General features: G+C 66.8%; 17 protein-coding genes and 1 pseudogene. 10 read left to right on the top strand and 8 right to left on the bottom strand.

The features are described from left to right. Positions 1–139 precede the first annotated feature (139 nt). Positions 140–388 carry a hypothetical protein gene (locus tag SriyCCGPB3_RS19905; protein WP_049422925.1) on the top strand — a complete coding sequence of 83 codons (249 nt, stop codon included), beginning with the start codon at positions 140–142 and terminating at the stop codon, positions 386–388. Between the two features lie 95 nt (positions 389–483). Then, positions 484–2,904 carry a DUF3772 domain-containing protein gene (locus SriyCCGPB3_RS19900; RefSeq protein WP_350259658.1) on the top strand — a complete coding sequence of 807 codons (2,421 nt, stop codon included), beginning with the start codon at positions 484–486 and terminating at the stop codon, positions 2,902–2,904. A 599-nt stretch (positions 2,905–3,503) separates the two neighbouring features. Here the strand turns inward: SriyCCGPB3_RS19900 and SriyCCGPB3_RS19895 are convergent. Both SriyCCGPB3_RS19895 and SriyCCGPB3_RS19890 read right to left on the bottom strand, forming a co-directional pair. Next, positions 3,504–5,609: a phosphoglycerol transferase I gene (locus tag SriyCCGPB3_RS19895; protein WP_350259657.1), complete on the bottom strand. Its 2,106-nt coding sequence runs from the start codon at positions 5,607–5,609 to the stop codon at positions 3,504–3,506. A gap of 244 nt (positions 5,610–5,853) precedes the next feature. Beyond that, a pseudogene (locus SriyCCGPB3_RS19890) lies at positions 5,854–7,500 on the bottom strand (ABC1 kinase family protein); the annotation flags it as partial. A 208-nt stretch (positions 7,501–7,708) separates the two neighbouring features. Between SriyCCGPB3_RS19890 and SriyCCGPB3_RS19885 the strand changes: the two are divergent. Continuing rightward, positions 7,709–8,635, top strand: a complete 927-nt coding sequence (locus tag SriyCCGPB3_RS19885) for a DUF808 domain-containing protein (RefSeq protein ID WP_153854708.1) — start codon at positions 7,709–7,711, stop codon at positions 8,633–8,635. Between the two features lie 521 nt (positions 8,636–9,156). On the opposite strand, the gene SriyCCGPB3_RS19880 is transcribed toward SriyCCGPB3_RS19885, so the two are convergent. Further along, a complete protein-coding gene (locus SriyCCGPB3_RS19880; RefSeq protein WP_248858401.1) occupies positions 9,157–10,695 on the bottom strand; it encodes a GGDEF domain-containing protein in 1,539 nt (512 codons plus the stop codon). 105 nt (positions 10,696–10,800) lie between these two features. Between SriyCCGPB3_RS19880 and SriyCCGPB3_RS19875 the strand changes: the two genes are divergently transcribed. The 3 genes from SriyCCGPB3_RS19875 (at position 10,801) to SriyCCGPB3_RS19865 (ending at position 12,772) form a co-directional block, all read left to right on the top strand. After that, positions 10,801–11,436 carry an NAD-dependent dehydratase gene (locus tag SriyCCGPB3_RS19875; RefSeq protein WP_350259656.1) on the top strand — a complete coding sequence of 212 codons (636 nt, stop codon included), beginning with the start codon at positions 10,801–10,803 and terminating at the stop codon, positions 11,434–11,436. Further along, positions 11,436–12,143, top strand: a complete 708-nt coding sequence (locus tag SriyCCGPB3_RS19870) for a helix-turn-helix transcriptional regulator (protein WP_058978908.1) — start codon at positions 11,436–11,438, stop codon at positions 12,141–12,143. The genes SriyCCGPB3_RS19875 and SriyCCGPB3_RS19870 overlap by 1 nt, the downstream gene beginning before the upstream one ends. Positions 12,144–12,385: 242 nt before the next feature. Continuing rightward, positions 12,386–12,772, top strand: coding sequence for a VOC family protein (locus tag SriyCCGPB3_RS19865; protein WP_153854704.1), 387 nt, complete (start codon positions 12,386–12,388; stop codon positions 12,770–12,772). Positions 12,773–12,896: 124 nt separating this feature from the next. Here SriyCCGPB3_RS19865 and SriyCCGPB3_RS19860 read toward each other — a convergent pair whose 3' ends face one another. From SriyCCGPB3_RS19860 to pdhA, 4 genes are read right to left on the bottom strand one after another with little or no spacing between them, the layout of a single operon-like run. Then, positions 12,897–14,282: a dihydrolipoamide acetyltransferase family protein gene (locus SriyCCGPB3_RS19860; RefSeq protein ID WP_180846925.1), complete on the bottom strand. Its 1,386-nt coding sequence runs from the start codon at positions 14,280–14,282 to the stop codon at positions 12,897–12,899. After that, positions 14,279–14,632: an SH3 domain-containing protein gene (locus tag SriyCCGPB3_RS19855; protein ID WP_005411349.1), complete on the bottom strand. Its 354-nt coding sequence runs from the start codon at positions 14,630–14,632 to the stop codon at positions 14,279–14,281. The genes SriyCCGPB3_RS19860 and SriyCCGPB3_RS19855 overlap by 4 nt, the downstream gene beginning before the upstream one ends. Position 14,633: 1 nt before the next feature. Further along, positions 14,634–15,701, bottom strand: a complete 1,068-nt coding sequence (locus SriyCCGPB3_RS19850) for an alpha-ketoacid dehydrogenase subunit beta (RefSeq protein ID WP_019338598.1) — start codon at positions 15,699–15,701, stop codon at positions 14,634–14,636. Continuing rightward, positions 15,694–16,776 carry a pyruvate dehydrogenase (acetyl-transferring) E1 component subunit alpha gene (gene pdhA, locus SriyCCGPB3_RS19845; RefSeq protein WP_149908968.1) on the bottom strand — a complete coding sequence of 361 codons (1,083 nt, stop codon included), beginning with the start codon at positions 16,774–16,776 and terminating at the stop codon, positions 15,694–15,696. Before pdhA ends, SriyCCGPB3_RS19850 begins: the two co-directional genes overlap by 8 nt. Positions 16,777–17,111: 335 nt before the next feature. Between pdhA and SriyCCGPB3_RS19840 the strand changes: the two genes are divergently transcribed. From SriyCCGPB3_RS19840 to SriyCCGPB3_RS19825, 4 genes are all read left to right on the top strand, one after another. Beyond that, positions 17,112–17,987, top strand: a complete 876-nt coding sequence (locus tag SriyCCGPB3_RS19840; RefSeq protein WP_121504224.1) for a tryptophan 2,3-dioxygenase — start codon at positions 17,112–17,114, stop codon at positions 17,985–17,987. Positions 17,988–18,168: 181 nt separating this feature from the next. After that, the gene (locus tag SriyCCGPB3_RS19835) at positions 18,169–19,668 is read left to right on the top strand and encodes a peptide MFS transporter (RefSeq protein WP_014038761.1); all 1,500 of its coding nucleotides are present in this window, start codon (positions 18,169–18,171) and stop codon (positions 19,666–19,668) included. A gap of 19 nt (positions 19,669–19,687) precedes the next feature. After that, a complete protein-coding gene (locus SriyCCGPB3_RS19830; RefSeq protein ID WP_110713984.1) occupies positions 19,688–20,287 on the top strand; it encodes a thioredoxin family protein in 600 nt (199 codons plus the stop codon). A 208-nt stretch (positions 20,288–20,495) separates the two neighbouring features. Beyond that, a complete protein-coding gene (locus SriyCCGPB3_RS19825; protein ID WP_164161318.1) occupies positions 20,496–21,635 on the top strand; it encodes a hypothetical protein in 1,140 nt (379 codons plus the stop codon). A 31-nt stretch (positions 21,636–21,666) separates the two neighbouring features. On the opposite strand, the gene SriyCCGPB3_RS19820 is transcribed toward SriyCCGPB3_RS19825, so the two are convergent. After that, a complete protein-coding gene (locus tag SriyCCGPB3_RS19820) occupies positions 21,667–22,722 on the bottom strand; it encodes a PDDEXK nuclease domain-containing protein (protein ID WP_110713982.1) in 1,056 nt (351 codons plus the stop codon). Between the last annotated feature and the right edge of the window lie 79 nt (positions 22,723–22,801).

The following is a 22,801-nucleotide window of genomic DNA, read 5'->3' as shown; positions in this document are numbered from 1 at the left end:
TGCCATGGGCGGGTGAAGCCGGGGCGATGGCCGTGTCCAGAACGTTCCGTCGCCCCGGCGGAGCGCCCGTTGTCACCGGCGTGGCGGTATCCTGCTGCCAGCGCCGTGTTTTCCTGATCCAACCGAGGTGGAGGTGCCGATGTACCAGGTGATCCTGTTGAAGAGTGAATCCGCGTTCGCACGCGAACAGTGGCCGCAGGTCGATGACCTGGTCGACTATGAAGGCGTGGCCTACAGCCTGCGTGCCGGCCCGCGCCAGCCGCTGCCGACCGACCACGACTGGCACCCGGTGGCGGTGTATGCGCCCGATGAGATCACCGAGGAAGAGTTCCAGGACTGGTACGCGCTGCAGCAGCCGGCCGTGGAAGAGCTGCGCCTGAAGTACTGATGCGCGACGCTGGCGGGGGGGCCCATCCGGCCTTGACCGGCTCTGCCGTATAGTCGCGCGCAGGCGCGGTGGTCCGCGCGAACCGGTGTGGCTGCGTGTCTTCTTTCCTGCGATCGATCCGTGCACGGGGGCCCTGGTGGGTCCTGCTGCTGTGCACTGCCTTCCTGCTGTCCGCGCCGGTGCTGGCACAGGATGAGGACCCCACGCCGAAGCAGCAGCTGGCGGATATCGATGCGAGGCTGAAGGAGGTCGACCGCAAGCGTGGTGATGCCTCGGCCATCGAAACACTGGCCATGCTGTCCGAGGACGCCTCGAAGGCACGGCGTGACGCCGAGGCGCTGGAGAAGGCGCTGCAGCCGCAGCTGGACCGCCTCGACGAGCAGCTGGCGCAGCTGGGCACGCCAGCGGAAGGCACGACCGAGCCGCCGGAACTGGCAGCGCAACGGCGCACCATCAACAAGCAGCGCGACGGCCTGGCCGCGTCCGTAGCGCAGGCCAAGACCAGTGCCGTGCGTGCCCAGCAGCTGGCGACCGACATCGACCAGCAGCGTGCCGCGCAACGGACCGAAGAGCTGGGGCAGAAGGTGGCCTCGCCGTTGTCGCCTGCGCTGTGGAGCAAGGTCGCCGAGCGTCTGCCGATCGATATCGCACGCGTTGCGCCGCTGGCTGAACAGGGGCGTGACACGCTGATCGCCGGCATCCGCGCCAATGGCTGGGGCACGCCGTTGCTGGGCCTGTTGGCCGCGCTGGTGATGATGTTCCCGCTGCGGCTGTGGCTGCGCAGGCTGGGGCGGCGCTTTGCCGCGTCCGAACGCGCGCCCGATGGTCGCCTGCGCCGGTCCGGCCTGGCCATGTGGCTGCTGCTGGTGGGCACACTGCTGCCTGGCTATGCGGTGGTGGTGCTGATGACGGCGCTGGATGCCATCGATGCGATCGCGCCGCGCCTGCAGGTGGTGGCCGACGGGCTGGAGACCGCAACGTTCCGCGCCGCGTTCATCGCCGCACTCAGCGCCTGCCTGCTGGTGCCCAAGCGCCCGTCGTGGCGGCTGCTGAACCTGGACGACACCGCCGCGCTCAAGCTGCGCAAGTACGCGTGGGGCGCGGCGGCGCTGGCCTGGCTGAGCACGGTGCTGGTCGCCCTCGACCAGGCCACGCGCACCAGCGACGTCACCACGGTGGCGCTGGATGGCCTGATTGCCCTGACCTACCTGGGCCTGATCATGGCCATGCTGGTGACGCTGGCGCGCCTGCATCGGCGGCAGACCGCCGAGGCCGAGGCCAAGCTGGAAGCGCAGGCCGATGGCCTTGGCGTGAGTACGCCAGTGCGCCGCAGCAGCTGGCTGGTACTGGCCCGGGTAGCGGGCAACATCGCGGTGGTGGCGGCCATCATTGCCACGTTGCTGGGCTACCTGAACTTCGCCAAGTTCGTGAACCAGCAGCTGATCGGCGGCAGCATCGTGGTGCTGGCCGCGACGTTGCTGTTCAAGTTCGTCGATGACCTGAGCACCTGGATGCTCAACGCCGACAGCAAGGTCGGCCAGACCATCCTGCTCAGTACCGGCCTGAGTGTGTCGCGGCTGGAGCAGGCCGGCGTGCTGCTGTCGGCGGCGCTGCGCACGATTGTCGTGCTGCTTGCCCTGCTGGCGCTGGTGGCGCCGTTCGGCAACATCGGCGCGGTGGTCGAGCGCTTCTCTTCGCTGTTCACCTCGGGATTCGATGTCGGTGGAACGAAGCTGGAACCGGTGCGGATCGTGCTGGCGGTGCTGGTGCTGCTGGCCGGTCTGGCGATCACCCAGCTGGTGCAGCGCTGGCTGACCGACACCTACCTGCCCAAGACCGAGCTGGACCTGGGCGCACGCAACTCGGTCAGTACCGTCGCCCGCTACGTGGGCATCATCATCGCGGTGATCTGGGCGCTGTCGGCCATGGGCCTGCAGCTGAGCAAGCTGGCATTGCTGGTCAGCGCGCTGTCGGTGGGTATTGGTTTTGGCCTGCAGGTGATCACCCAGAACTTCGTCTCCGGCCTGATCCTGCTGGCCGAGCGCCCGGTGAAGATCGGCGACTGGGTGAAGCTGGGCGACCAGGAGGGCGACATCCGCCGCATCAGCCTGCGCTCGACCGAGATCCAGGTGGGAGACAAGTCGACGTTGATCGTGCCCAACTCCGAGCTGGTCACCAAGACCGTGCGCAACATGACGATGGGCAACAACCAGGGCCGCATCCAGATCCAGTTCGCGGTGCCACCCAGCACCGATGTCGGCAACCTGCGGCAGGCGCTGCTGGATGCTTATACCGCGCACACCAACGTGCTGAAGCAGCCGGCGCCGACGGTCTACATCGACAGCATTGCCGGTGGCCAGATCACCATCAACAGTTTTGCGTACGTGGCCAGCCCGCGGCAGGTGTATGCCACCCGCAGCGATCTGTACTTCAGCCTGCTGCACATCCTGGCCGAGCGGAACATCCCGCTGTCGACCCCGACCGACATCCACATCACCCGCGATCCGCAGGAGTAGGGGGTGTTCTGCAGGGCTGCGCCCTGCACCCGCTACAGGCCGGAGCAAAGGCAACAGCAACAGCGTGCATTCCGTGGTTTGGCGGGGTGGGTCCGGTTGCGGGGGACGCTGCAAGTACGTCCATGTAAGCTCGGTCGCCGCATCCATGCGGCTCACGCCCCCGCAACCGGACCCACCCCGCCTTCGACAGATTTCCGTGATCTGCTGGACATGCTCTTGGGGTCAGATCCGTTTTCCGGAGGAAAACGGATCTGACCCCAGATTGATTTCGATATCTGACAGAAGTGTCGACCAAGGTCGACACCTACCAACAGCCGCAGGAATCTGTCAGAGGTGGGGCGGTGTCGGAGTGCGGGGTGTCAGCCGCATGGGCCCGAGGCATGCCTCGGGCGGGTTGGGCAGGACGCCCAACCCCGGTCTTGCCGTGTGCGCAGGACTGCGCACACGAGCAAGCGGCTGCCAAGCCCCCAGGGATGGGTTCACGGCGTCCCCGCACTCCGACACCGCCCCGCCAAACCACGGAATGCACGCTGTTGCCGTTGATGTTGCCTTTGCTCCGGCCTGTAGCAGGTGCAGGGCGCAGCCCTGCAAAGAAACCCCTATCCTCGTGGTCGGCTGCGCGAGGGCACCAGTGCGAACGTATCCACCGCCAGCTTCTCGGCGTGGTTCAACCACGCGCGGATCTCCAGATCATCCACTTCGTGGTCCAGCCCGAACGACACGTTGATCTTGCCGTTGGCATCGGGCTGCACCCACTGCTGGGCCAGCACCACCTTGCGTTGCGAGGACACCGCCTCGATCCAGAAACCACGATCCGGGCGCGTGCTTGCCACCAGCTGCAGCATGTACTGGCCGGCACGGGTACGGCGGCCCTTCTGGGTGATCATGTGCGCCTGGCGCACGCTCGGGCGCGGGCCCTGGAACGCATCCAGCGGTGCATCCACGGCAATGCCACCGCGCAGGTCATTGTCGCGGTACAGCTTGATGCCGTTGTCACGGTTGACCAGCAGGGCGCACCAGTCACCATCGGCTGAGCCATCCTCGAACGCGGTGCAGCGATCGACATAGGCCAGGGTGTTGTCCGGGTTGGCATCGTCGAACTGGCGCGAGGTGTTCTCCAGGTACACCGACTTCAACCCCCAGTCCTTGTCGTACTCCAGCAGCACCGGCGGCTGCACGTGCTGCAGGCCGACCACCACCTGGTCATCGCCATCGATCTTCAGTTCGCGGGTCGGTTCGCCCAGCCACAGTGAACGCGCGAAGGCCAGGTACTGCGGATAGTCACGGCCACCATCGCGCTGGGTGGCCACGCTGGCGCTGGGCGCGCGCTGGCTGTCGATCAGCGAACGGCCGAAGCCCATCGTCTTCAGGTTCGGGTCCAGCAGGCTGAGCAGGGTCGCACCCGAATCCAGGGTGGTACCGGCGTCGGCGCTGAGCTGCTGCGGGGCAACGCCATCGCCCAGGAACAGCAGCAGGTTCTCGCGCTTCTGCCGGGTCAGGATATGGGTCAGATCGTTGGGCATCGCCAGGTGATCGGAGGCGATCACGATCAGCGTGTCCTTGCCGTACGGGCTGGCCTGGATGCGCTGCACCAGCTGCGAGATCAGGCGGTCGCTGCACTTGAGCGCGTTGAGCATGTTGATGTTGCCGTACTGGCTCTGGTAGCGCTCGCCCTTGCACGACACCGGCAGGTGGCCCGCCGGATGGTGGGTGTCCATGGTCAGCGTGGTGAGCATGAACGGTGAGCCGGCGCGCGAGAGCTGTTCAAAGCGTTGGTAGGCGGTGTCCAGCAGCACGTCGTCGTGCACGCCCCAGGCCGAGTAGTGGATGCGGCCGATCTTCTTCTGCTGCTTGAACCACGCCAGGTCGTGTACTTCATCGAAACCGTGGCTGGCCAGGAACTGGCCCTTGCCGGCGAACTGGCCGTTGGCGCCACCCAGATAGTGGTTGGTGTAGCCCTGCTGCTTCAGGTAGTCGCCCAGGCACACGGCCTTGGGCAGGAAGCTGCCCATGCGGTCCATGCTGTTCTCGTCGCCTTGGGAGGTGGTCAGCGGCACACCGCACATCGACGAGACCAGACCGGCGATGGTCCAGCCGCTGCCTTCGGCCGAGGCCAGGCCGCGCACGTCCAGCGACTTCGTGGCCAGACGGTTGAGATTGGGCATCAGGCCCGGGAACACGTTCTCGTCCAGGTAGGTGCGTTCCAGGCTTTCGCCATAGATCCAGACGATGTTGCGCGGGCGCTGCAGCGGCTGCGTCGGCACCTGGTATTCGGGCGCGATGCGGGCGAAGTCGACCGGCCGCAGCTGCTGGTAGAGGCGCTGGCCGTCGCGGGCCAGCGGGCTGATCATGATCGTGGCCACCCATACGGCCGCGAAACCGGCAAACAATGCGCCACCGTGGCCGGGCCGGCGCCAGCGCTTGACCCGTGTGGCGAACAGCGGCAGCAGCGAGACCAGCGCCAGCACGATGAAGCCGGCGATATAGCCCTTGAAGTCGGAGACACCGGCGCCTTCCATGTCGGCGCCCAGGTGGTACAGCGTTGCAGCGTTGAGCCCATCACCCGACAGCTTGTCGATCAGCCACCATGCGCTGAGCGTCAGCAGCAGCAGCGAGAACGCAGCGGCCTTCCACCACACCCACTTTTCGGACGCGAGGAACAACCAGCACAACAGCAACAACGACAGCAGCAGTATCCAGAGCATAGGCAGCTTCGGCAGTGACGGGGTGGTGGTGATGGACGTCGTACCGACGCGTGTCCATCCGACCGGCGCTGCCACAAGCACATCCACATGACAGGCCGATGACCCGATAGTGCATGCACGAACCTGACTGAAATGTTTGTTGAAATGACGCGTGTGCAATCGCGCTCAGAAGGTAAAACGAGCGTGAAAGGCTTCGTTGGATTGCATTAAAAACCGCATGAATACGGGTGTTTTCGTCGACGCGCTAGCGGTGCCCGCGCTCTTCGCGTGCCCGCGCACGACGGTCGAACAGCAATGCACTGGTCACGATGCCCAGGCCGAGTACCACGCCGATGAACAACAGGATCAGGGCGATGAGCGGGTAGCCGAACAGGTGCCAGCCGGTGTCGATCTTCATCATCATTGCCGCAGCCATGATCAATGCGGCGCTGATGATGCCGGCCGCCACGCGGTTGGCGATCTTCTGCAGGTTCTCCATCAATCGCGATTCTTCCAGCCCGGTTACCTTCATCTGCAGGCGGTTCTCGGCCAGCAGCGCCATGATGTCCGACAGCTTGCGCGGCCCATCGCGCAGCAGCTGCTGCAGCTCCATCGCCTCGCTGGCGATGTTGGCGGCCGACAGCGATTTCTTCAGGCGCGCACGCATCACGTGCTGCAGCTGACGCTCGACGATGCGGCGGGTTTCCAGCTCGGGTGCCAGCAGCCGGCACACGGTTTCCAGGTTGAGCAGGGCCTTGCCCAGCAGGCTCAGTTCCGGCGGCGTGCGCAGGCCGCAGGCGGTGGCGATGCGCACCATGTCCAGCACCACGCGGCCTTCGGAGAAGCTGCCACTGGCCGCATAGCGTGCGATCAGCTGGCCGGTCTCGCGCAGGTAGCGTTCTTCGTCGAACGCCTCCAGCCGCGTGCTGATGCTGATCAGGTCGTCGGCCACTTCTTCGCCGCGGCCATCGACGGCAGCGAACAGGATCTTCAGCAGCCGCTCGCGCAGGCGCGGCGGCATGTGCGCGACCATGCCCAGGTCGAAGATCGCCAGCCTGCCATCGGGCATCACCCGCAGATTGCCCGGGTGTGGATCCGCATGGATCTCGCCGTGCACGAAGATCTGGTCCAGGTAGCCGCGGATCAGCGCCGCCGCCAGCGGGTCCATCGACTGCTCGGTGCGGCGCACATCGGGAATCGCATCCACGCGCACGCCGGTGGCCAGTTCCATGGTCAGCACGCGCTGGCTGCTGTAATCCCACAGCGGCTGCGGAATCCACAGCCGCCGGAACGGCTTGAGATGGCGGCCGAAACGGGCCAGGTTTTCGGCCTCGGCGTGGTAGTCCAGCTCCTGCATCAGGGTCTTGGCGAACTCGTTGAGCCAGTCGCGCAGGCGTACGCGGCGGCCGACCTGGGTCAGGTGGTCGGCCGCCAGCGCGAAGCTGCGCAACGCCTCCAGGTCCGAACGCAGCTGCGCGGCGACCTCGGGCTTCTGCACCTTCACCGCCACCTGGCGGCCATCGTGCAGCACCGCGCGATGCACCTGCGCGATCGACGCGCATCCCAGTGGCTCGGGATCGAACGCAGCGAACAGCTTGTTCACCGGCGCGCCCAGCTCCTGCTCGACGATGGCATGGATGCGCTCGACCGGAATCTCGGCCACCTTTTCCTGCATGCGCTCCAGCGCGGTGGCGAACTCCACCGGCACCATGTCCGGGCGGGTGGACAGCATCTGGCCCAGCTTGACGAAGGTCGGTCCCAGCGCTTCCAGGTCGCTGACGAACTGTTCCGGGTTGCCATCGGCGGGCACGTCGGCCTGGTTGCTGGCGGCGTCCAGGTTCATGCCCGAGAACACACCCGAATGGCGGTAGCGCATCAGCAGGCGCAGGATCTGGCTGCGCCGGTTCATGCCTTTGACCAGCGGAGGGTTGCCATTGGCGGTGGGCGGATTGCTCAAGCGACACTCCCATGCGACGAATACAGGTAGTGCCGGCCGCTGGCCGGCAATGTCCGGATTCCGCAGTGTCGCCGGGGGCCGGTAGGCACGCGGTGAATCCGACCGCTTCCGCAGCTGCCCCGGTATCGGTCAGAATCCGCTCATTCCCTCTCTTGGACGCCCCATGGCCGGTGCCAGCCTGTTTGCCCTGCTCGACGATATCGCCTCCCTGCTGGACGATGTCTCGGTGCTGACCAAGGTCGCGGCGAAGAAGACCGCGGGCGTGCTGGGCGACGATCTGGCGCTGAACGCGCAGCAGGTGACCGGGGTCAACGCCAACCGCGAACTGCCGGTGGTGTGGGCGGTGGCCAAGGGCTCGCTGGTGAACAAGGTGATCCTGGTGCCGGCGGCCCTGGCGATCAGTGCGCTGGAAGCCTGGCTGCACAGCCGTGGCTGGAACGTGCCGCTGATCGTGCCGCTGATGATGATCGGTGGTGCCTTCCTGTGTTTCGAGGGCGTGGAGAAGCTGGCGCACCGCTTCCTGCATTCGGCTGACGACGATGCCGAGCGCCTGGCCGAGCGTCGCAAGGCGCTGGCCGATGGGCAGGTGGACATGGTCGCGTGGGAGAAGGACAAGGTGAAGGGCGCGATCCGCACCGATTTCATCCTCTCGGCCGAGATCATCGTACTGACCCTGGGCGTGGTCGCCACTGCGCCGTTCACCAACCAGGTGATCACCCTGGCGGTGGTGGCGCTGGCGATGACGATCTTCGTTTACGGACTGGTGGCGGGCATCGTCAAGCTCGATGACGTCGGCCTGTACCTGTCGCGCAAGGGAGGGGCCATCGCTGCCTTCGGTCGTGGCCTGGTCGCCTCCGCGCCGTGGCTGATGAAGTTCCTGTCGGTAGCCGGGACCATCGCCATGTTCCTCGTGGGCGGTGGCATCCTGGTGCACAACGTGCCGGCGCTGCACCACGCGGTGCAGGCGCTGGGCGGGGAAGGGCAGTGGGGCTGGCTGATCAGTGCGGTGGGCAACATGGTGGTCGGCATCATCGCCGGCGCCATCGTGCTGGCCGCGGTGACCGGGTTCCAGAAGCTGCGCGGGAAGTAGGCGCCGGCCCATTGCCTGGTAGAGGCCGACCTTGGTCGGCGCTGTGTTTCCGCGCGTGCCAACCAAGGTTGGCACCTACCAAAGCGTTGTCCTTTGTATTGGTAGAGGCCGACCTTGGTCGGCGCTGTGTTTCCGCGCGTGCCAACCAAGGTTGGCACCTACCGGAGCGCTGTCCTTTGCGTTGGTAGAGGCCGACCTTGGTCGGCGCTTTGTTTCCGCGCGTGCCAACCAAGGTTGGCACCTACCGAAGCGTTGTCCTTTGCATTGGTAGAGGCCGACCTTGGTCGGCGCTTTGCTCCGGCGCGTGCCAACCAAGGTTGGCACCTACCGAAGCGCTGTCCTTGGCGTTGGTAGAGGCCGACCTTGGTCGGCGCTTTGTTTCCGCGCGTGCCAACCAAGGTTGGCACCTACCGAAGCGCTGTCCTTGGCGTTGGTAGAGGCCGACCTTGGTCGGCGCTTTGTTCCGGCGCGTGCCAACCAAGGTTGGCACCTACCAAAGCGGTTTCCGGTGTACCGGAGAACTACCCCGCCTGTACCCGGTTCTTGCCTTGCCGCTTGGCTGCATACAGCGCGTCATCGGCGCGGCGCAGCAGGGTCTCGGTATCGTCGCCGGGCTGCCATTGCGCCAGCCCGGCACTGAAATGCACCGGCACGCGCTGGTCCTGCACGGTCAGCACGCGGTGTGCCAGTGAACGCTGCAGGCGCTGCACGGTGGCCATGCTGTCGGCGCCCTGGGTCTCCGGCAGCACCAGCACGAACTCGTCGCCACCCAGCCGCGCGATGCCGTCGGTGGCGCGCAGCAGCAGCTTGCAGACGGCCACCAGGTGCTGCAGCAGTGCATCACCACCGGCATGGCCGTGTGCATCGTTGGTCTGGTGGAAATCATCCAGGTCGATCACCGCCACGCCCAGTGGTGAGTTGTTGCGCGCGGCGCGCGCCAGCTCGCGCTGCAGCAGTTCGTCCAGGCCACGGCGGTTCAGCGCCTGGGTCAGTGGATCGATGCGCGCCAGGTCACCGGCGGCGCGCAGTTCCTGCTCCAGCTCGGCAATGCGTTGCTCTGCACGTTCCACTTCCTGCCGCGCGTTGGCCAGGTGATCGCGCGCCTGCGCGGCCTGCTGCTGCACCTTGCCGGTGTCGCGCATCACGTCCTGCAGCAGCTGGTTGAGGTCGGCGATGCTGCGTGCCTCGCGCAACTGCAGCGCGTAGCTGCCGATGCGGTCGTGGTACTCACCGGTGCTGGTGGCCATGCCGTCCATGCGCTCGATGAACTCGCCCATCAACCCGCGCATCGCCGCCTTCGAATCGTCGATGCCCTGGCGCAGCAGCCCCTGCTTGTAGATCACTTCGCGCAGTTCGGCGCGGGTGCGCTCGACCGCCTCAGCTTCCAACGGCCCGTCCAGCAACTGGCGCACCGCCGCGATCTGGCCCTGCAGCCAGCTGCGGTCATCCAGCAGCTCGCTCACGTTCTCCAGCAGCAGCGCGAACAGCTCCAGCAGCAGCGCCTGCTGCTCCTGCCAGCTCTCGGCACGCACGCCGACCTGGTGGCCGAGTTCGCGCACACCCTGTTCGATCGGCTCCAGTGCGGTACCCGGCTGCCACTGGCGCAGGCGCGTGGCCAGCGCTTGGGCCTGCTCGCGCAGATCCGGGTCGTGCTGCAGCAGGGCCACCACGGCGCCGCCCAGCAGCAGGCGCAGCTGCTCGGACAGGCGCAGGCTTTCCGGCTGCCCGTCCGGTGAATGCTGCTCGATGGTGCGGATGTACTTGTCGATCAGCTGCCGCATCGCGCGCCCGTAGCGCGGCCAATCGGCACTGGCCTGCGCCGACTGCAGGCGATCACCCATGTCACCCAGTTCGCCGGGCAGGGTGGCCATGCCGTTGGCGAACGCGGCCAGTAGCGGCTCCGGCGCGTCGGCACCGGCAAACAGCTGCTGCAGCGCCACGCCACCGCCGCCCTGCAGCACCACCCGGTCACCCAGGCCATCGTCCACCACCGCGCGCACGCGTGCCGGCGGCCCAAGGGCGGTACCGGGGGCAGGGCGGTGGTCGGGCTGGTCCGTCATCGAGCAAATCCTGGGGCTGGCAGGGACTGGTTCCAGCATATCGGCGCGGCCGCCGACGGCTTGAACGGCTAGGATGGGCGACAGGATGCCGCAGTGGAGGTGGTGATGCGCGTGATGTTGCTGGGGGCGACCGGGCTGGTCGGTGGGCTGACCCTGTCCAGGCTGCTGGACGACCCGCGCTGCAGCGCCGTGATCGCGCCGACCCGCCGCCCGTTGGCTGTGGCCCACGCCAAGCTGGAGAACCCGGTGCTGGCCTTCGATGCGCTGCCTGCCTCGCCCGAGTGGGCGGATGTGGACGCAGTCATCTGCGCGCTCGGCAGCACCATCGCCCAGGCCGGCAGCCGCGAGGCCTTCCATCGCATCGACCATGACTACCCGCTGGCGTTCGCCCGCCTGGCGCAGGCGCAGGGTGCGCAGACCTATGCGCTGAACTCCGCAGCCGGCGCCAACCTGCAGTCGTCGATCTTCTACAGCCGGGTGAAGGGTGAGTTGGAGCATGACCTGCGCGCGCTGGGCTTCAACTCGTTGACCCTGGTCCGCCCCGGGCTGATCGGCGGCGAGCGCACCGAGGTGCGACGTGGCGAGCGCCTGGCGCTGACGGTGTTGGGGGCATTGGGGCCGCTGCTGCCACGGGCGTGGCGGATCAACCCGGCCAGCGAAATCGCCAAGGCACTGGTCGAGGCCGCGCTGGCCCCGCAACCGGGTGAGCATGTGGTGGCATCGAGCGCGCTGGTCGGCTGATGTCGCGTGCGCTGCGCCTGACCCAGCTTCAACAGCTGCTGCGCCGCCATCGACGGCCGGTGGCCGGGCAGGTGCTGGCCGAAGCGCTGGGCATCAGCTTGCGAACGCTGTACCGCGATATCGAGACCCTGCGCGAGCAAGGCGCCGACCTGCGTGGTGAGGCCGGCGTCGGCTACCAGCTGGCACCGAGCGATACCTTGCCTCCCATGACCCTGCCACCGGCCGAGATCGACGCGCTGGTGCTGGGCCTGCGCTGGGTTGCGGCGCGCACCGAGCCGGCGTTGGCTGAGGCCGCACGCGATGCTCTGGCGCGTATCGCGCATGTATTGCCAGCAGCACGCCGGGAAGCCTTGCGTGATAGCGGCCTGCGCGTTGGCCCTTCGCGCGCTGCGGCCAAGGTACCCGCTGCGCGCCTGCAGGCTGTGCGCGAAGCGGTGAGCGCGCAACAACGACTGCAGTTCGGCTACCAGGATGCGCAGGGCCAACGTACCGAGCGCATTGTGTGGCCGTTCGCGCTGGGCTACTTCGATGAAGTGCCGATGCTGGCGGCGTGGTGCGAAGGCCGCGAGGACTTCCGCCATTTCCGCCTGGACCGCATCCGCCAGGTGCGCGTGCTGGAGGATCGCTACCTCGTGCCGCGCGCCACCCTGCTGCGGCGCTGGCAGAAGGCGCAGGGCATCGCGCCGGACTGGTTGGACCGTTCGTAGGGTCGAGCTTGCTCGACCGCTTCTGTGCTTCGCTTCCTGCTTCTGGGGGAGGGGGCCTTCGCTCTTTGCTTCTGGTAGGGGTCGAGCTTGCTCGACCGCCTTTGATCTTCGCGAACAGCAGTCGAGCAAGCTCGACATCTACCAGGGCCGGGGCAACAGCAGTCGAGCACGCTCGACGCTACTGACAGAATCTGTCAGCAGGGCCGTACCACCATGATCGCTCCCAACAACGGAGCTTCCCCATGTTCACGCCCAGCACCCTGCTGCAGTACGTGCGCGACGTCGCCACCAGCGCCACCTTCTACAGTGGGATTCTCGGCAAGCCACCGGTCGAGCAGTCGCCCGGTTTCGCCCTGTTCCTGCTCGGCGATGGCGCCGCACTGGGCCTGTGGCAACGCGACGACGTGCAGCCGCCGGTGTCCGCACAGGCCGGTGCCGCCGAACTGGCGATGGTGGTCGGCAACCCGGAGGCCGTGCAGCAGATGCACGATGCGTGGCGCGCACTCGGTGTGCAGATTCTGCAGGCACCGGTGACCCTGGAATTCGGCCATACCTTCGTCGGCGCCGATCCGGATGGCCACCGCCTGCGTGTCTACAGCCGCGCGGAAGGCATGGTCGCGCGCGATTGATCGCCCGCATTGTGTAGATCCACGCCATGCGTGGATGCAGGCACAAAAAAACGCCGGGCAGTGCCCGGCGTTTTTCCAGTTCATGTGCCAAACCAAGGTCGGCACCCACCGATAAGGTGGCCGATCAGCTGGCCAGCGCCAGATCGTCCATCATCGCGCGCAGGAAGCGGGCCGCTTCACCACCGGTGGCCGCGCGGTGGTCGAAGGTGACCGACAGCGGGATCACCTTGTGCGCTTCCACGCCGCCCATCACCGGGGTCATCTGGTGGCGGGCACGGCCGGCACCGACGATGGCCACGCACGGCGGCACCACGACCGGGGTCGCGTAGCGGCCGGCGAACATGCCGAAGTTGGACAGCGAGATGGTGTAGCCGCTCAGTTCCGAGGCGGCGATCGAACGCGATTCGACCTGCTCGCGCAGGCGGTTGACGCCTTCGCGGATGCCGCGTGCATCGAGCATGTCGGCGTTGCGCAGGGCCGGCACGAACAGGCCGTCGTCGGTGTCCACGGCGATGCCGATGTCCACCTGCGCGTGCAGGGTGCGGGTCAGCGCTTCGCCGTCGAACCAGGCGTTCATCGCCGGCACCTTCTGCGCGGCGACCACGATCGAACGCACCAGGCGCGCGGTGACGTCGTTGCCCGGCAGCCAGGCGTGGATGTCGGCATCGTCGTTCAGCGTGGTCGGCACGACCTTGCTATGCGCATCGGCCATCACGCGCGCCATGTTGCGGCGCACGCCCTTCAGCGGTTCCGGCTGACCCTTGGCGATCACGCCCGGCGGCTGGGTACGCATCGGCTTGCCGGCGGCAGACAGCGGGGTGCGGGCTTCGCTCTGCACCGGGGCAGACACCTGCGCCGGGGCCGGCGCGGCATAGGCAGCAGCGGCTGGAGCCGGAGCGGCACCGATCTTGGCGCTGCCATCCGCAGCCGCCTGCTTGACGTCGGCCATGGTCACCGCGCCATCGGCGCCGGTGGCGCGCACGCGGGACAGGTCCACGCCCAGCTTGCGCGCGGTGGCACGCACGGCCGGCACGGCCTTGACGCCACCGACGGCCAGCGCCTGCTCGGCGTGCACGGCGTTGGAACTCTGCATGGCGCCGACCACGGTACCGGCGTCATCACGCTCGGCGGCGGCGGGCTTGGCCGCTTCGGCGGCCACCGGTGCGGCAGCGGCCGGCAGCGGCGGCGGGGTCGGTGCTGCGGCAGGTGCAGCATGGCCGTGGCTGTGGCCGGTGTCCTGGCCATCCGCGCGCTGCGGCAGGTTGGGGTCCAGTTCGAAGCTGGCCAGCACCGAGCCGGTCGGGATGATGTCGCCGGCTGCGCCGGACAGCTTCAGCACCTTGCCGGAGAACGGCGACGGCACTTCGACGACGGCCTTGGCGGTCTCCATCGAGACCAGCGGCTCGTCCAGCTTGATCACATCGCCTTCCTTGACGAACCACTCGACGATGGTCGCGTCCGGCAGGCCTTCGCCCAGGTCGGGCAGGTTGAAGTTCTTGGTCTGGCTCATTTGCAGTTCTCTTCCAGCAGTTCCAGTTCGCGGGCCGGCAGCCAACCCGTCGCGCCATTGGCGCGCTCGGACCACCACCACCCGCCGTGTTCGTGATGAAGCTTCACCATCTCGCCGCTTTCCACATCCAGCTCGCGGGCGTCGTAGTCGCACAGGGCTTCGGCGCGACCCTCGTCCAGCAGCTGCAACCAGGCGATGGGCGCCCATCCAGCGCGCCCATCGTTGGTGCGTACCCAGGCAAACGCCGGCCATTCCTCGTCACGGACACCTACTTCGACGATCTGGCCGGTGTGGAACCGGAGCGGGTTGGGATACTGGCTGCGGTAAGCCCCCAGAAGGCGGGCCCGCATGTCAGCCGGCCGCCACCGCGCGCTTGGCCGCAGCCACGATCCGCTCAACGCTCGGCAGGTACTTCATTTCCAGGCGGAACAGCGGAATGTGGGTGTCGTAGCCAGTAACGCGCTCGACCGGGGCCAGCAGGTCGTAGATCGATTCCTCGGCCAGGCGCGCAGCGATTTCGGCGCCGAAGCCCGCGGTCTTCGGGGCCTCCTGCACGATCACGCAGCGGCCGGTCTTGGCCACCGATTCGGCGATGGTGGCGAAGTCCAGCGGACGCAGCGTGGCCACGTCGATGACTTCGGCGCTGATGCCTTCACCGGCCAGCTTGTCGGCCGCTTCCAGCGCTTCCTTCACCTGCGCGCCCCAGGTCACCAGGGTCACGTCGGTGCCATCGCGCAGCACGAAGCAGACGTCCAGCGGCAAGGCTTCGCCGTCGTTGACGACCACTTCCTTGTACTGGCGGTAGATGCGCTTGGGCTCCATGTAGATCACCGGATCCGGCTCGCGGATCGCGGCCAGCAGCAGGCCGTAGGCGCGCTGCGGCGACGACGGCAGCACCACGCGCAGGCCCGGCACGTTGGTGAAGATCGCCTCGTTGGCTTCGCTGTGGTGTTCCGGCGCGCGGATGCCACCGCCCCACGGCACGCGCAGCACCATCGGGCAGTGCAGGCGGCCACGCGTGCGGTAACGCAGGCGTGCGGCGTGGCAGACGATATGGTCGACCATCGGGTACATGAAACCGTCGAACTGGGCCTCGGCCACGGGCTTCATGCCCTGCGCGGCCAGACCGATGGTCAGGCCGGCAATGGTGGTTTCATCCAGCGGGGTGTCGAGGATGCGTTCGGAGCCGAAGCGCTGCTGCAGGCCGGCGGTGGCGCGGAACACGCCGCCGTTGACGCCCACGTCCTCGCCCAGCACCAGCACCGACGGGTCGTGCTCCAGCTCCCAGGCCAGTGCCTGGGTGATGGCTTCGATCAGGGTGATGGGGGTGGTGGTCATGCTCTCTTCTCCGCGCGCGACGGCGGCGCTGTCGGCGGCGTTGGTGTGCGCGCCGGGCGCGCCGTTCTTGATCTCATCCATGGCGCTTCTCCAGGGCGATCGCCTGGGCACGCTGGGCCAGCAGGTCCGGCGGCGGATCGGCATACAGGAAGTCGAACATCGCCTCGACCGGCTGCACCGGCGTGTTGAGGTACAGGTTCACTTCCTCGTCCACGCGCGTGCCGCATTCGGCGACCCAAGCAGTTTCCTCTTCTTCGCTCCACACACCGGCGTTGATCAGGTACTTGCGCAGGCGCAGCATCGGCTCGCGCTGCCAGGCATCCTTCACTTCGGCGTCGTCGCGGTAGCGGCGCGCGTCATCGGCGGTGGTGTGGTCGGACAGGCGGTAGGTCATCAGTTCCAGCACGGTGCCACCGTTGCCGGCCAGCGCACGTTCGCGTGCCTGCTCCATTGCCGCCAGCACTGCGATCAGGTCGTTGCCGTCCACCTGCAGGCAGTGCAGGCCGCCGGCCAGGCCCTTCTGCGCCAGCGTCTCGGCACCGGTCTGGGCCGAACGCGGAACCGAGATGGCCCAGCCGTTGTTGACGATGCACAGGATCAGGGGCAGCTTGTAGGCGCCCGCCGAATTCAGTGCCGCGTAGAAGTCGGTCTTGGAGCTGCCGCCGTCGCCACACACGGCCACCGCGATCTGCGGTTCCTTGTTGAGCTTGAACTTCAGCGCGGCGCCTGCGGCATGCAGGCACTGGGTGGAAATCGGCACGCAGAACGGGAAGTCCTTGGCCGCGTTGCCGCCGTAATCGTTGCCGCGTTCGTCGCCGCCCCAGTACATCAGCACGTCGTGCGGGCGCACGCCACGCATGAACATCGCGCCATACTCGCGGTACGAAGGTGCGAACACGTCGTCCTTCTGCATCGCGGCACCGATGCCCACGTGCGCGGCTTCATGGCCCAGGCAGGCGGCGTAGGTGCCGAGCTTGCCGGTGCGCTGCAGCGCGATGGATTTGCTGTCGAACGTACGTACGAACAGCATCTGCTTGAACAGCGGTACCAGGACCTTGGGGTCGCGCAGCGACGCGGGCAGGTCATCGCGGACGAGCGTGCCGTCCGTATCCAGGTACTGCAGGTATTCGATCTTGAATTCAGCGGCAACCGTCATTGCGTACTGCACCTTCGACAGAGAAGTTACAAATGATATGAATCGCCATGTTAAGGAACGCGTACGGAATAGCCTTCCTGCGCCGCAACACGGCGATTCCCCGTTTTACCCCTGCCGGCGGGTGGGGGGCCAATAACAACAACGTATTCAGTCGTTGCTGCAAAGCATCAGAATATGCCTCTGGCTGACTGCCCGCGCAACGGCCTGATCGGTTCCACGCGCAGGCCCGGCATCGGGCGATGCTCCACGGCCTTCCGCACGCCCGGGTATGGAGGTGGCGGCTGCCAGCACGGCGGCAACGCGCTACCCTTGCCGCCCCCGATCTGGCCGCACCCATGTCCGTCGACAACAACCAACGCGATCTCGAAGCCGGCATCCACACCGATCTGCAGGGGCGCCTGACCTATGGCGGCTACCTGCGGCTGGACCAGCTGCTCAGCGCGCAGCAGCCGCTGTCCAACCCGCCGCACCACGATGAGATGCTTTTCATCATCCAGCACCAGACCTCGGAGCTGTGGCTGAAGCTGCTGGGCCACGAACTGCGTGCCGCGATCGGCTTCCTGCAGCGCGATGAAGTCTGGCAATGCCGCAAGGTGCTGGCGCGCAGCAAGCAGGTGCTGCGCCAGCTCACCGAGCAGTGGTCGGTGCTGGAAACGCTGACCCCGTCCGAGTACATGGGCTTCCGCGACGTGCTGGGCCCGTCGTCGGGCTTCCAGTCGCTGCAGTACCGCTACATCGAGTTCCTGCTGGGCAACAAGAACGCACAGATGCTGCAGGTGTTCGAGCACGATGCGGCCGGGCAGGCGCAGCTGCGCACCGTGCTGGAGGCGCCCAGCCTGTACGAGGAATTCCTGAAATACCTGGCCCGCTTCGGCCATGCCGTCCCGGCGGTGTACGAGGCCCACGACTGGACCCAGCCGCATGTGGCCGATGACGCACTGCAGCCGGTCTTCGAACGCATCTACCAGGACACCGACCGCTACTGGCGCGAGTACTCGCTGTGCGAGGACCTGGTGGACCTGGAGACCGCCTTTCAGCTGTGGCGATTCCGACACATGCGCACCGTGATGCGGGTGATCGGCTTCAAGCGCGGCACGGGCGGCTCGTCCGGCGTGGGCTTCCTGGCCAAGGCGCTGGAACTGACCTTCTTCCCTGAACTGTTCCAGGTGCGGACCAGCCTGCAGGCCGGGCCCCCGGCAGAACAGGGCTGATCCGTATTCAGCTTGGATCCCGGCCGGCGGCTGGATCGTTTCAGATGCAAGTTCAGGGAGCAGGCTGGCACCTGCCTCAAACGGCGTGTATTTGACGTGAACGCCAGAAGTCGGTGATCCTCGCGCGTTGCTCCAACTGCACATCGGACGTGCTCGTCATCCACCGAACCAGGAAATCCGCATGAGCGTAAACGCCACTGCGAACACCCCAGAGCCGGCGCTGCCGGACTTCAAGACCACGCTGGGCCACCCGCGCCCGTTGTGGATGCTGTTCATGACCGAGTTCTGGGAGCGCTTTGCGTTCTACGGCATCCGCTGGGCCTTGGTGCTGTACATCGTCGCCCAGTTCTACAACGGCAGCGCTGCCGGTGAAGGCGACGCCAGCCGCATCTACGGCGCCTACCTGGCCCTGGTGTATGCCGCAGCGATCTTCGGTGGCTACGTGGCCGACCGGGTACTGGGTTACCAGCGATCGATCCTGACCGGCGCGATCATCATGGCCGCCGGCCTGTTCATGATCTCGCTGCCGCAGGAGCACATCTTCAAGCTCGGCCTGGCCACGATCATCGTCGGCAACGGCCTGTTCAAGCCCAACATCTCGACCATGGTCGGCAAGCTGTACGGCCTGAAGGATGAGCGCCGCGATTCGGGCTTCACCATCTTCTACATGGGCATCAACATCGGCGCGATGATCGCCCCGGTGCTGACCGAGTACCTGGCCCGCAAGGTCTTCGGTACCGACGCGATGCCGTCCTACAAGGTCGTGTTCATCGCCTCGGGCGTGGGCATGCTGATCTCGCTGGTGTGGTTCTACATCGGTCGCGCCGGCCTGAAGGGCATCGGTGCACCGCCGGCCGGCGCTGAAGGCTTCGGCCGCATCATCATGGTGCTGGCCGGTGCCGTGGTCGCCATCCCGGTCGCCTACTTCCTGCTGGCCACCGGCGCCACCGCACTGGCCTGGATCCTGGGCGCGATGTTCACCGCGCTGGCCATCCTGCTGCTGGTCGAGGGCATCCGCGAAGGCAAGGTGCAGCGCGACCGCGTGATCGCGATGCTGATCATCTTCGCCTTCAATGTGATGTTCTGGATGTTCTTCGAACAGGCCGGCAGCTCGTTCACCTTCCTGGCCGAGAACATCGTCAACCGCCAGTTCGGTGACTGGACGTTCCCGACCGCGTGGTTCCAGTCGGTCAACTCGGTGGCCATCATCACCCTGGCGCCGATCATCGCCTGGATCTGGGTGGCCATGGGCCGCGCCAATCCGTCCATCCCGCGCAAGTTCGGCCTGGGCCTGCTGTTCAACGGCGCCGCCTTCGCGCTGCTGATGTTCGCCCTGTCGCAGATGGTCGTGGACGGCAAGATCCCGTTCTGGACCCTGTTCATGGTCTACGTCATCCAGTCCGTGGGTGAGCTGTGCCTGTCGCCGATCGGCCTGTCGATGGTGACCAAGCTGGCCCCGGTGCGCCTGGTCGGCTTCGGCATGGGTGGCTGGTTCCTGTCCACCGGCATCGGCAACAACCTGTCGGGCATCTTCGCTGGCGTGGTCAGTGGTGAAGGCGGCATGACGGTCGAGTCGGCCCTGAAGGGGTATACCTTCGGGTTCTGGGCCCTGATCGGCTCCGGCGTGGTGCTGTTCCTGGTCGCCCCGCTGATCAACAAGCTGATGCACGGCGTCAAATGATGATGAGAGGGTAGATGGCATGCGCAGCAAGCTCGGTGGTGCAATGGTGGTGGTCTGTGCGGCGCTGATCGGCGCCTGTTCCCAACCGCAACCGCCTGCCGCCGCCGAGCCCACGCAGCCTCTGGATACCCGACCCACCGAGCCACCGGTCGCTGACCCCAGCGAACCGGTGGCCTCGGGCAACACCCCGGTGGCGGCGGACATCGCCGCCATCGCCGGGCTCGGCGCGCAGTTCGACCCGGCCCGCGATCCCGCCGACGATCTGGCCACCGCCAAGGTGGAAGCCCAGCGCGGCAAGAAGCGCATCCTGCTGGAGGTCGGCAACGCCGCCTGCGATCGCTGCCAGGCGCTGGACGAGCTGGTGGAAGGCAACGGCGATCTGCGCCGCTTCCGCGATGCCCACTACGTGTGGGTGAAGGTCAACGCCAGCGACGAACAGCCCAACACCGCCTTCTTCGCCCAGTTCCCGGAGATGGAGCGCGACTACCCGCACCTGCTGGTGCTCAATGCCGATGGCAGCCTGCTGGTGTCGCAGGCGACCGGCGAACTGCGCAAGGGCGAAGCGTTCCAGCCGGCACGGGTGACCGCCTTCCTCAAGCAATGGGCACCTGACCGGTAGTGCCGGCCGCTGACCGGCAGCTTCGGTGGATGCCGACCCCCGGTGGGTGCCGACCGTTGGTCGGCACTGAGGCACATCCACGCATGAAGTGGGTCGATTGCGCGCGCCGTCACACTCTCCGAATCGGCGTCTCAACTTCACCGCACGTACGCCGTTACCGGCAAGGACCTCAGTCGACATCCCGTCGATGCACCCTACCGGAATGCCCATGCACAGCGACCACGCCGAACGACTGCCCGAACCTGCCAGCACTCTGGCCGACGGCGAAGCAGGCGATGGCGTGACCCTGCCGCCGCAGGAGGCACTGCTGGATGACGCGGGTACCGGCGAGGACACCGTTGAACTGGCACCGCCGCGTCACCGCCTGCCACAGATCGCGCTGCCCGACAACGTGGTGCTGAAGGGCGCGGTGCAGAAGCTGGTCGAGCAGAAATCACGGCTCGATGCATTGGCCGCCGAAGGCCAGCTGGCCGGGCTGCTGCCGCCGGAATGGCAGGGCCATGGCGTGCGGGCCATCGAACTGTCCACGTTCATCCAGGGCGTACTGCCGTTCCTGCAGCCGGGCGAACGCGGCGAAACCGCGCCCGCACGCCTGCCGGTGCGCCATGTGCTGGGGGACGACAGCCGCTGGGGCCTGGACGATGTCTCCGAACCGAAGTCGCTGGCCTGGTACCTGGCCAGCGACGAACGCGCTACCGCCGGCAGCAAGGATGTGGCCGAGGCCTATCTGGTGGGTGCACTCGGCCTGGCGTGGATGCAGGAAGGGCGCAGCCGTCCTGGATTCCTGCGCGCGATGGGCCAGGACAGCCTGGCGGCGCGGGTGACCATGCTCGGCTACCCACCAGCCGGGGAGCTGGCGCTGTACAGCGTCACCGCCCACGGCCAGCCACAGATCTGGTGCGTGCATGGCCGCCGCCGCATGCGCCCGCTGGTGGCGCCGTGGCTGAGCGTGCCGCTGCTGACCGCCTATGGCGTGCCGGCGCCGGTCGCGTGGCCGTCCAGTTTCCCGCCGGTGGAGGCGGTGGCCGAACTGCTGGCGACCGCGCGGCAGGGGCGCGCGCTGCCGGAAGTGGACCTGGGCAAGGTCGTGGCGAAGATCGCCGAGGACGCCGCGTCTGACGCCTGGCAGCCGGTCAGCCTGCTGCAGCTCAACACCTGGTCACCGCGCTGGCACTTCTTCCTGGGCACCTTCGTCGGCCTGCCGTCGCTGCTGCTGGTGGCTGCCGCGCTGGCGCTGCCGGGCGCGGTCGAAGCGGCCACGGTTGCCGCCTCGCTCGGCTTCGCCGGGGGGGCCATCGCTGCGCTGGCGGTGCCGTGGATCCATGCGCGGCGCAAGCATCTGAGCTGAAGCATGAGCGCCATCCACGCGCGGCGTGGATCTACAGGGGGCCGGGTGCCGCGGTCTGCAGCTGTTGCCGGGCCCGCTCCATGGCGGTCTGCAGTCTTTGTTTGAGGACCTCACGAGAGGGCAGCGTGGTCAGGTACTCCGCAACATGGATGCCTGAGCGATCCAGCTCCAGCAATTCGATCTGACCCGCCTTCTTCCCCGTGCAGAGGATGATGCCCAACGGCGCCTGCTCGCCGTCCTCACGTTCGTAGCGGTCCAGCCAGCGCAGATAGAGTTCCATCTGCCCTTTATAGGCGGGCTTGAATTCGCCGATCTTCAGCTCGATGGCGATCAGCCTGCGCAGACGCCGGTTGTAGAACAGCAGGTCCAGGTGGAAGTCATCGCCGTCGATCTGGATGCGCTTCTGGCGGGCGACGAAACTGAAGCCGGTGCCAAGTTCGAGCAGGAAACCCTGCATCTCGCGTAGGATCGCGCTTTCAAGGTCCTGCTCGTCCCAGCTGTCCTTGAGGCCAAGAAAATCCAGTACGTAGGGATCACGCAGTACCAGCCCTGGAGACAGCTGCTGGTTGTCGCGCAGTGCCGCCAACTCATCGGCGATGGTCTGCTCGGGTTGACTGGAAAGCGCCGTGCGCTCGTACAGCATCGAATCGATGCGCTGGCGCAGCGTGCGCACACTCCAGCCTTCGGTGGCGGCCATCTGCGCATAGAAGTCACGCTTTAGCGGATCCGCCAGCGGGATCAGTGCGATGAAGTGGGTCCAGCTCAATTGTCGTATCAGCGATACGACAATCTGCTCGTCTGCAAATGCGGTGGAGAACTGCACCATCCGGCGCAGGCTCTTCTCACCGAAGGAGGTACCGAACTCGGTCGTCAGCGCCTTGGCTATCCGGGTGAAGACAAGCTCTCCGTAGCGGGCCCGTCGGCCCCTCAACTGATCAACGTGGATGCGACGCCCGATCCGCCAGTACAACAGAGTCAGTTCGGTGTTGATGGTCCTGTGCATCCTGTTGCGCGCCGCGCAGATCAGCTCCCTGAGATCGGCCAGCAATTCCTGGCCATGCGGCAGCGTTGAACGCGAGTCATCCATGAGGGGGCCCGTCCGATGTGGATCCATGGCCGGGCTGATACCCGTTGAACGTTTACCGTCAGGCCGCACACGTGAGCAG

Origin of the sequence: Stenotrophomonas riyadhensis (genome assembly GCF_040256885.1) — a bacterium.
Classification (GTDB): domain Bacteria; phylum Pseudomonadota; class Gammaproteobacteria; order Xanthomonadales; family Xanthomonadaceae; genus Stenotrophomonas; species Stenotrophomonas riyadhensis.
Note: the sequence above shows the minus strand (reverse complement) of the source record. Positions and strands in the feature narration are given on the sequence as shown.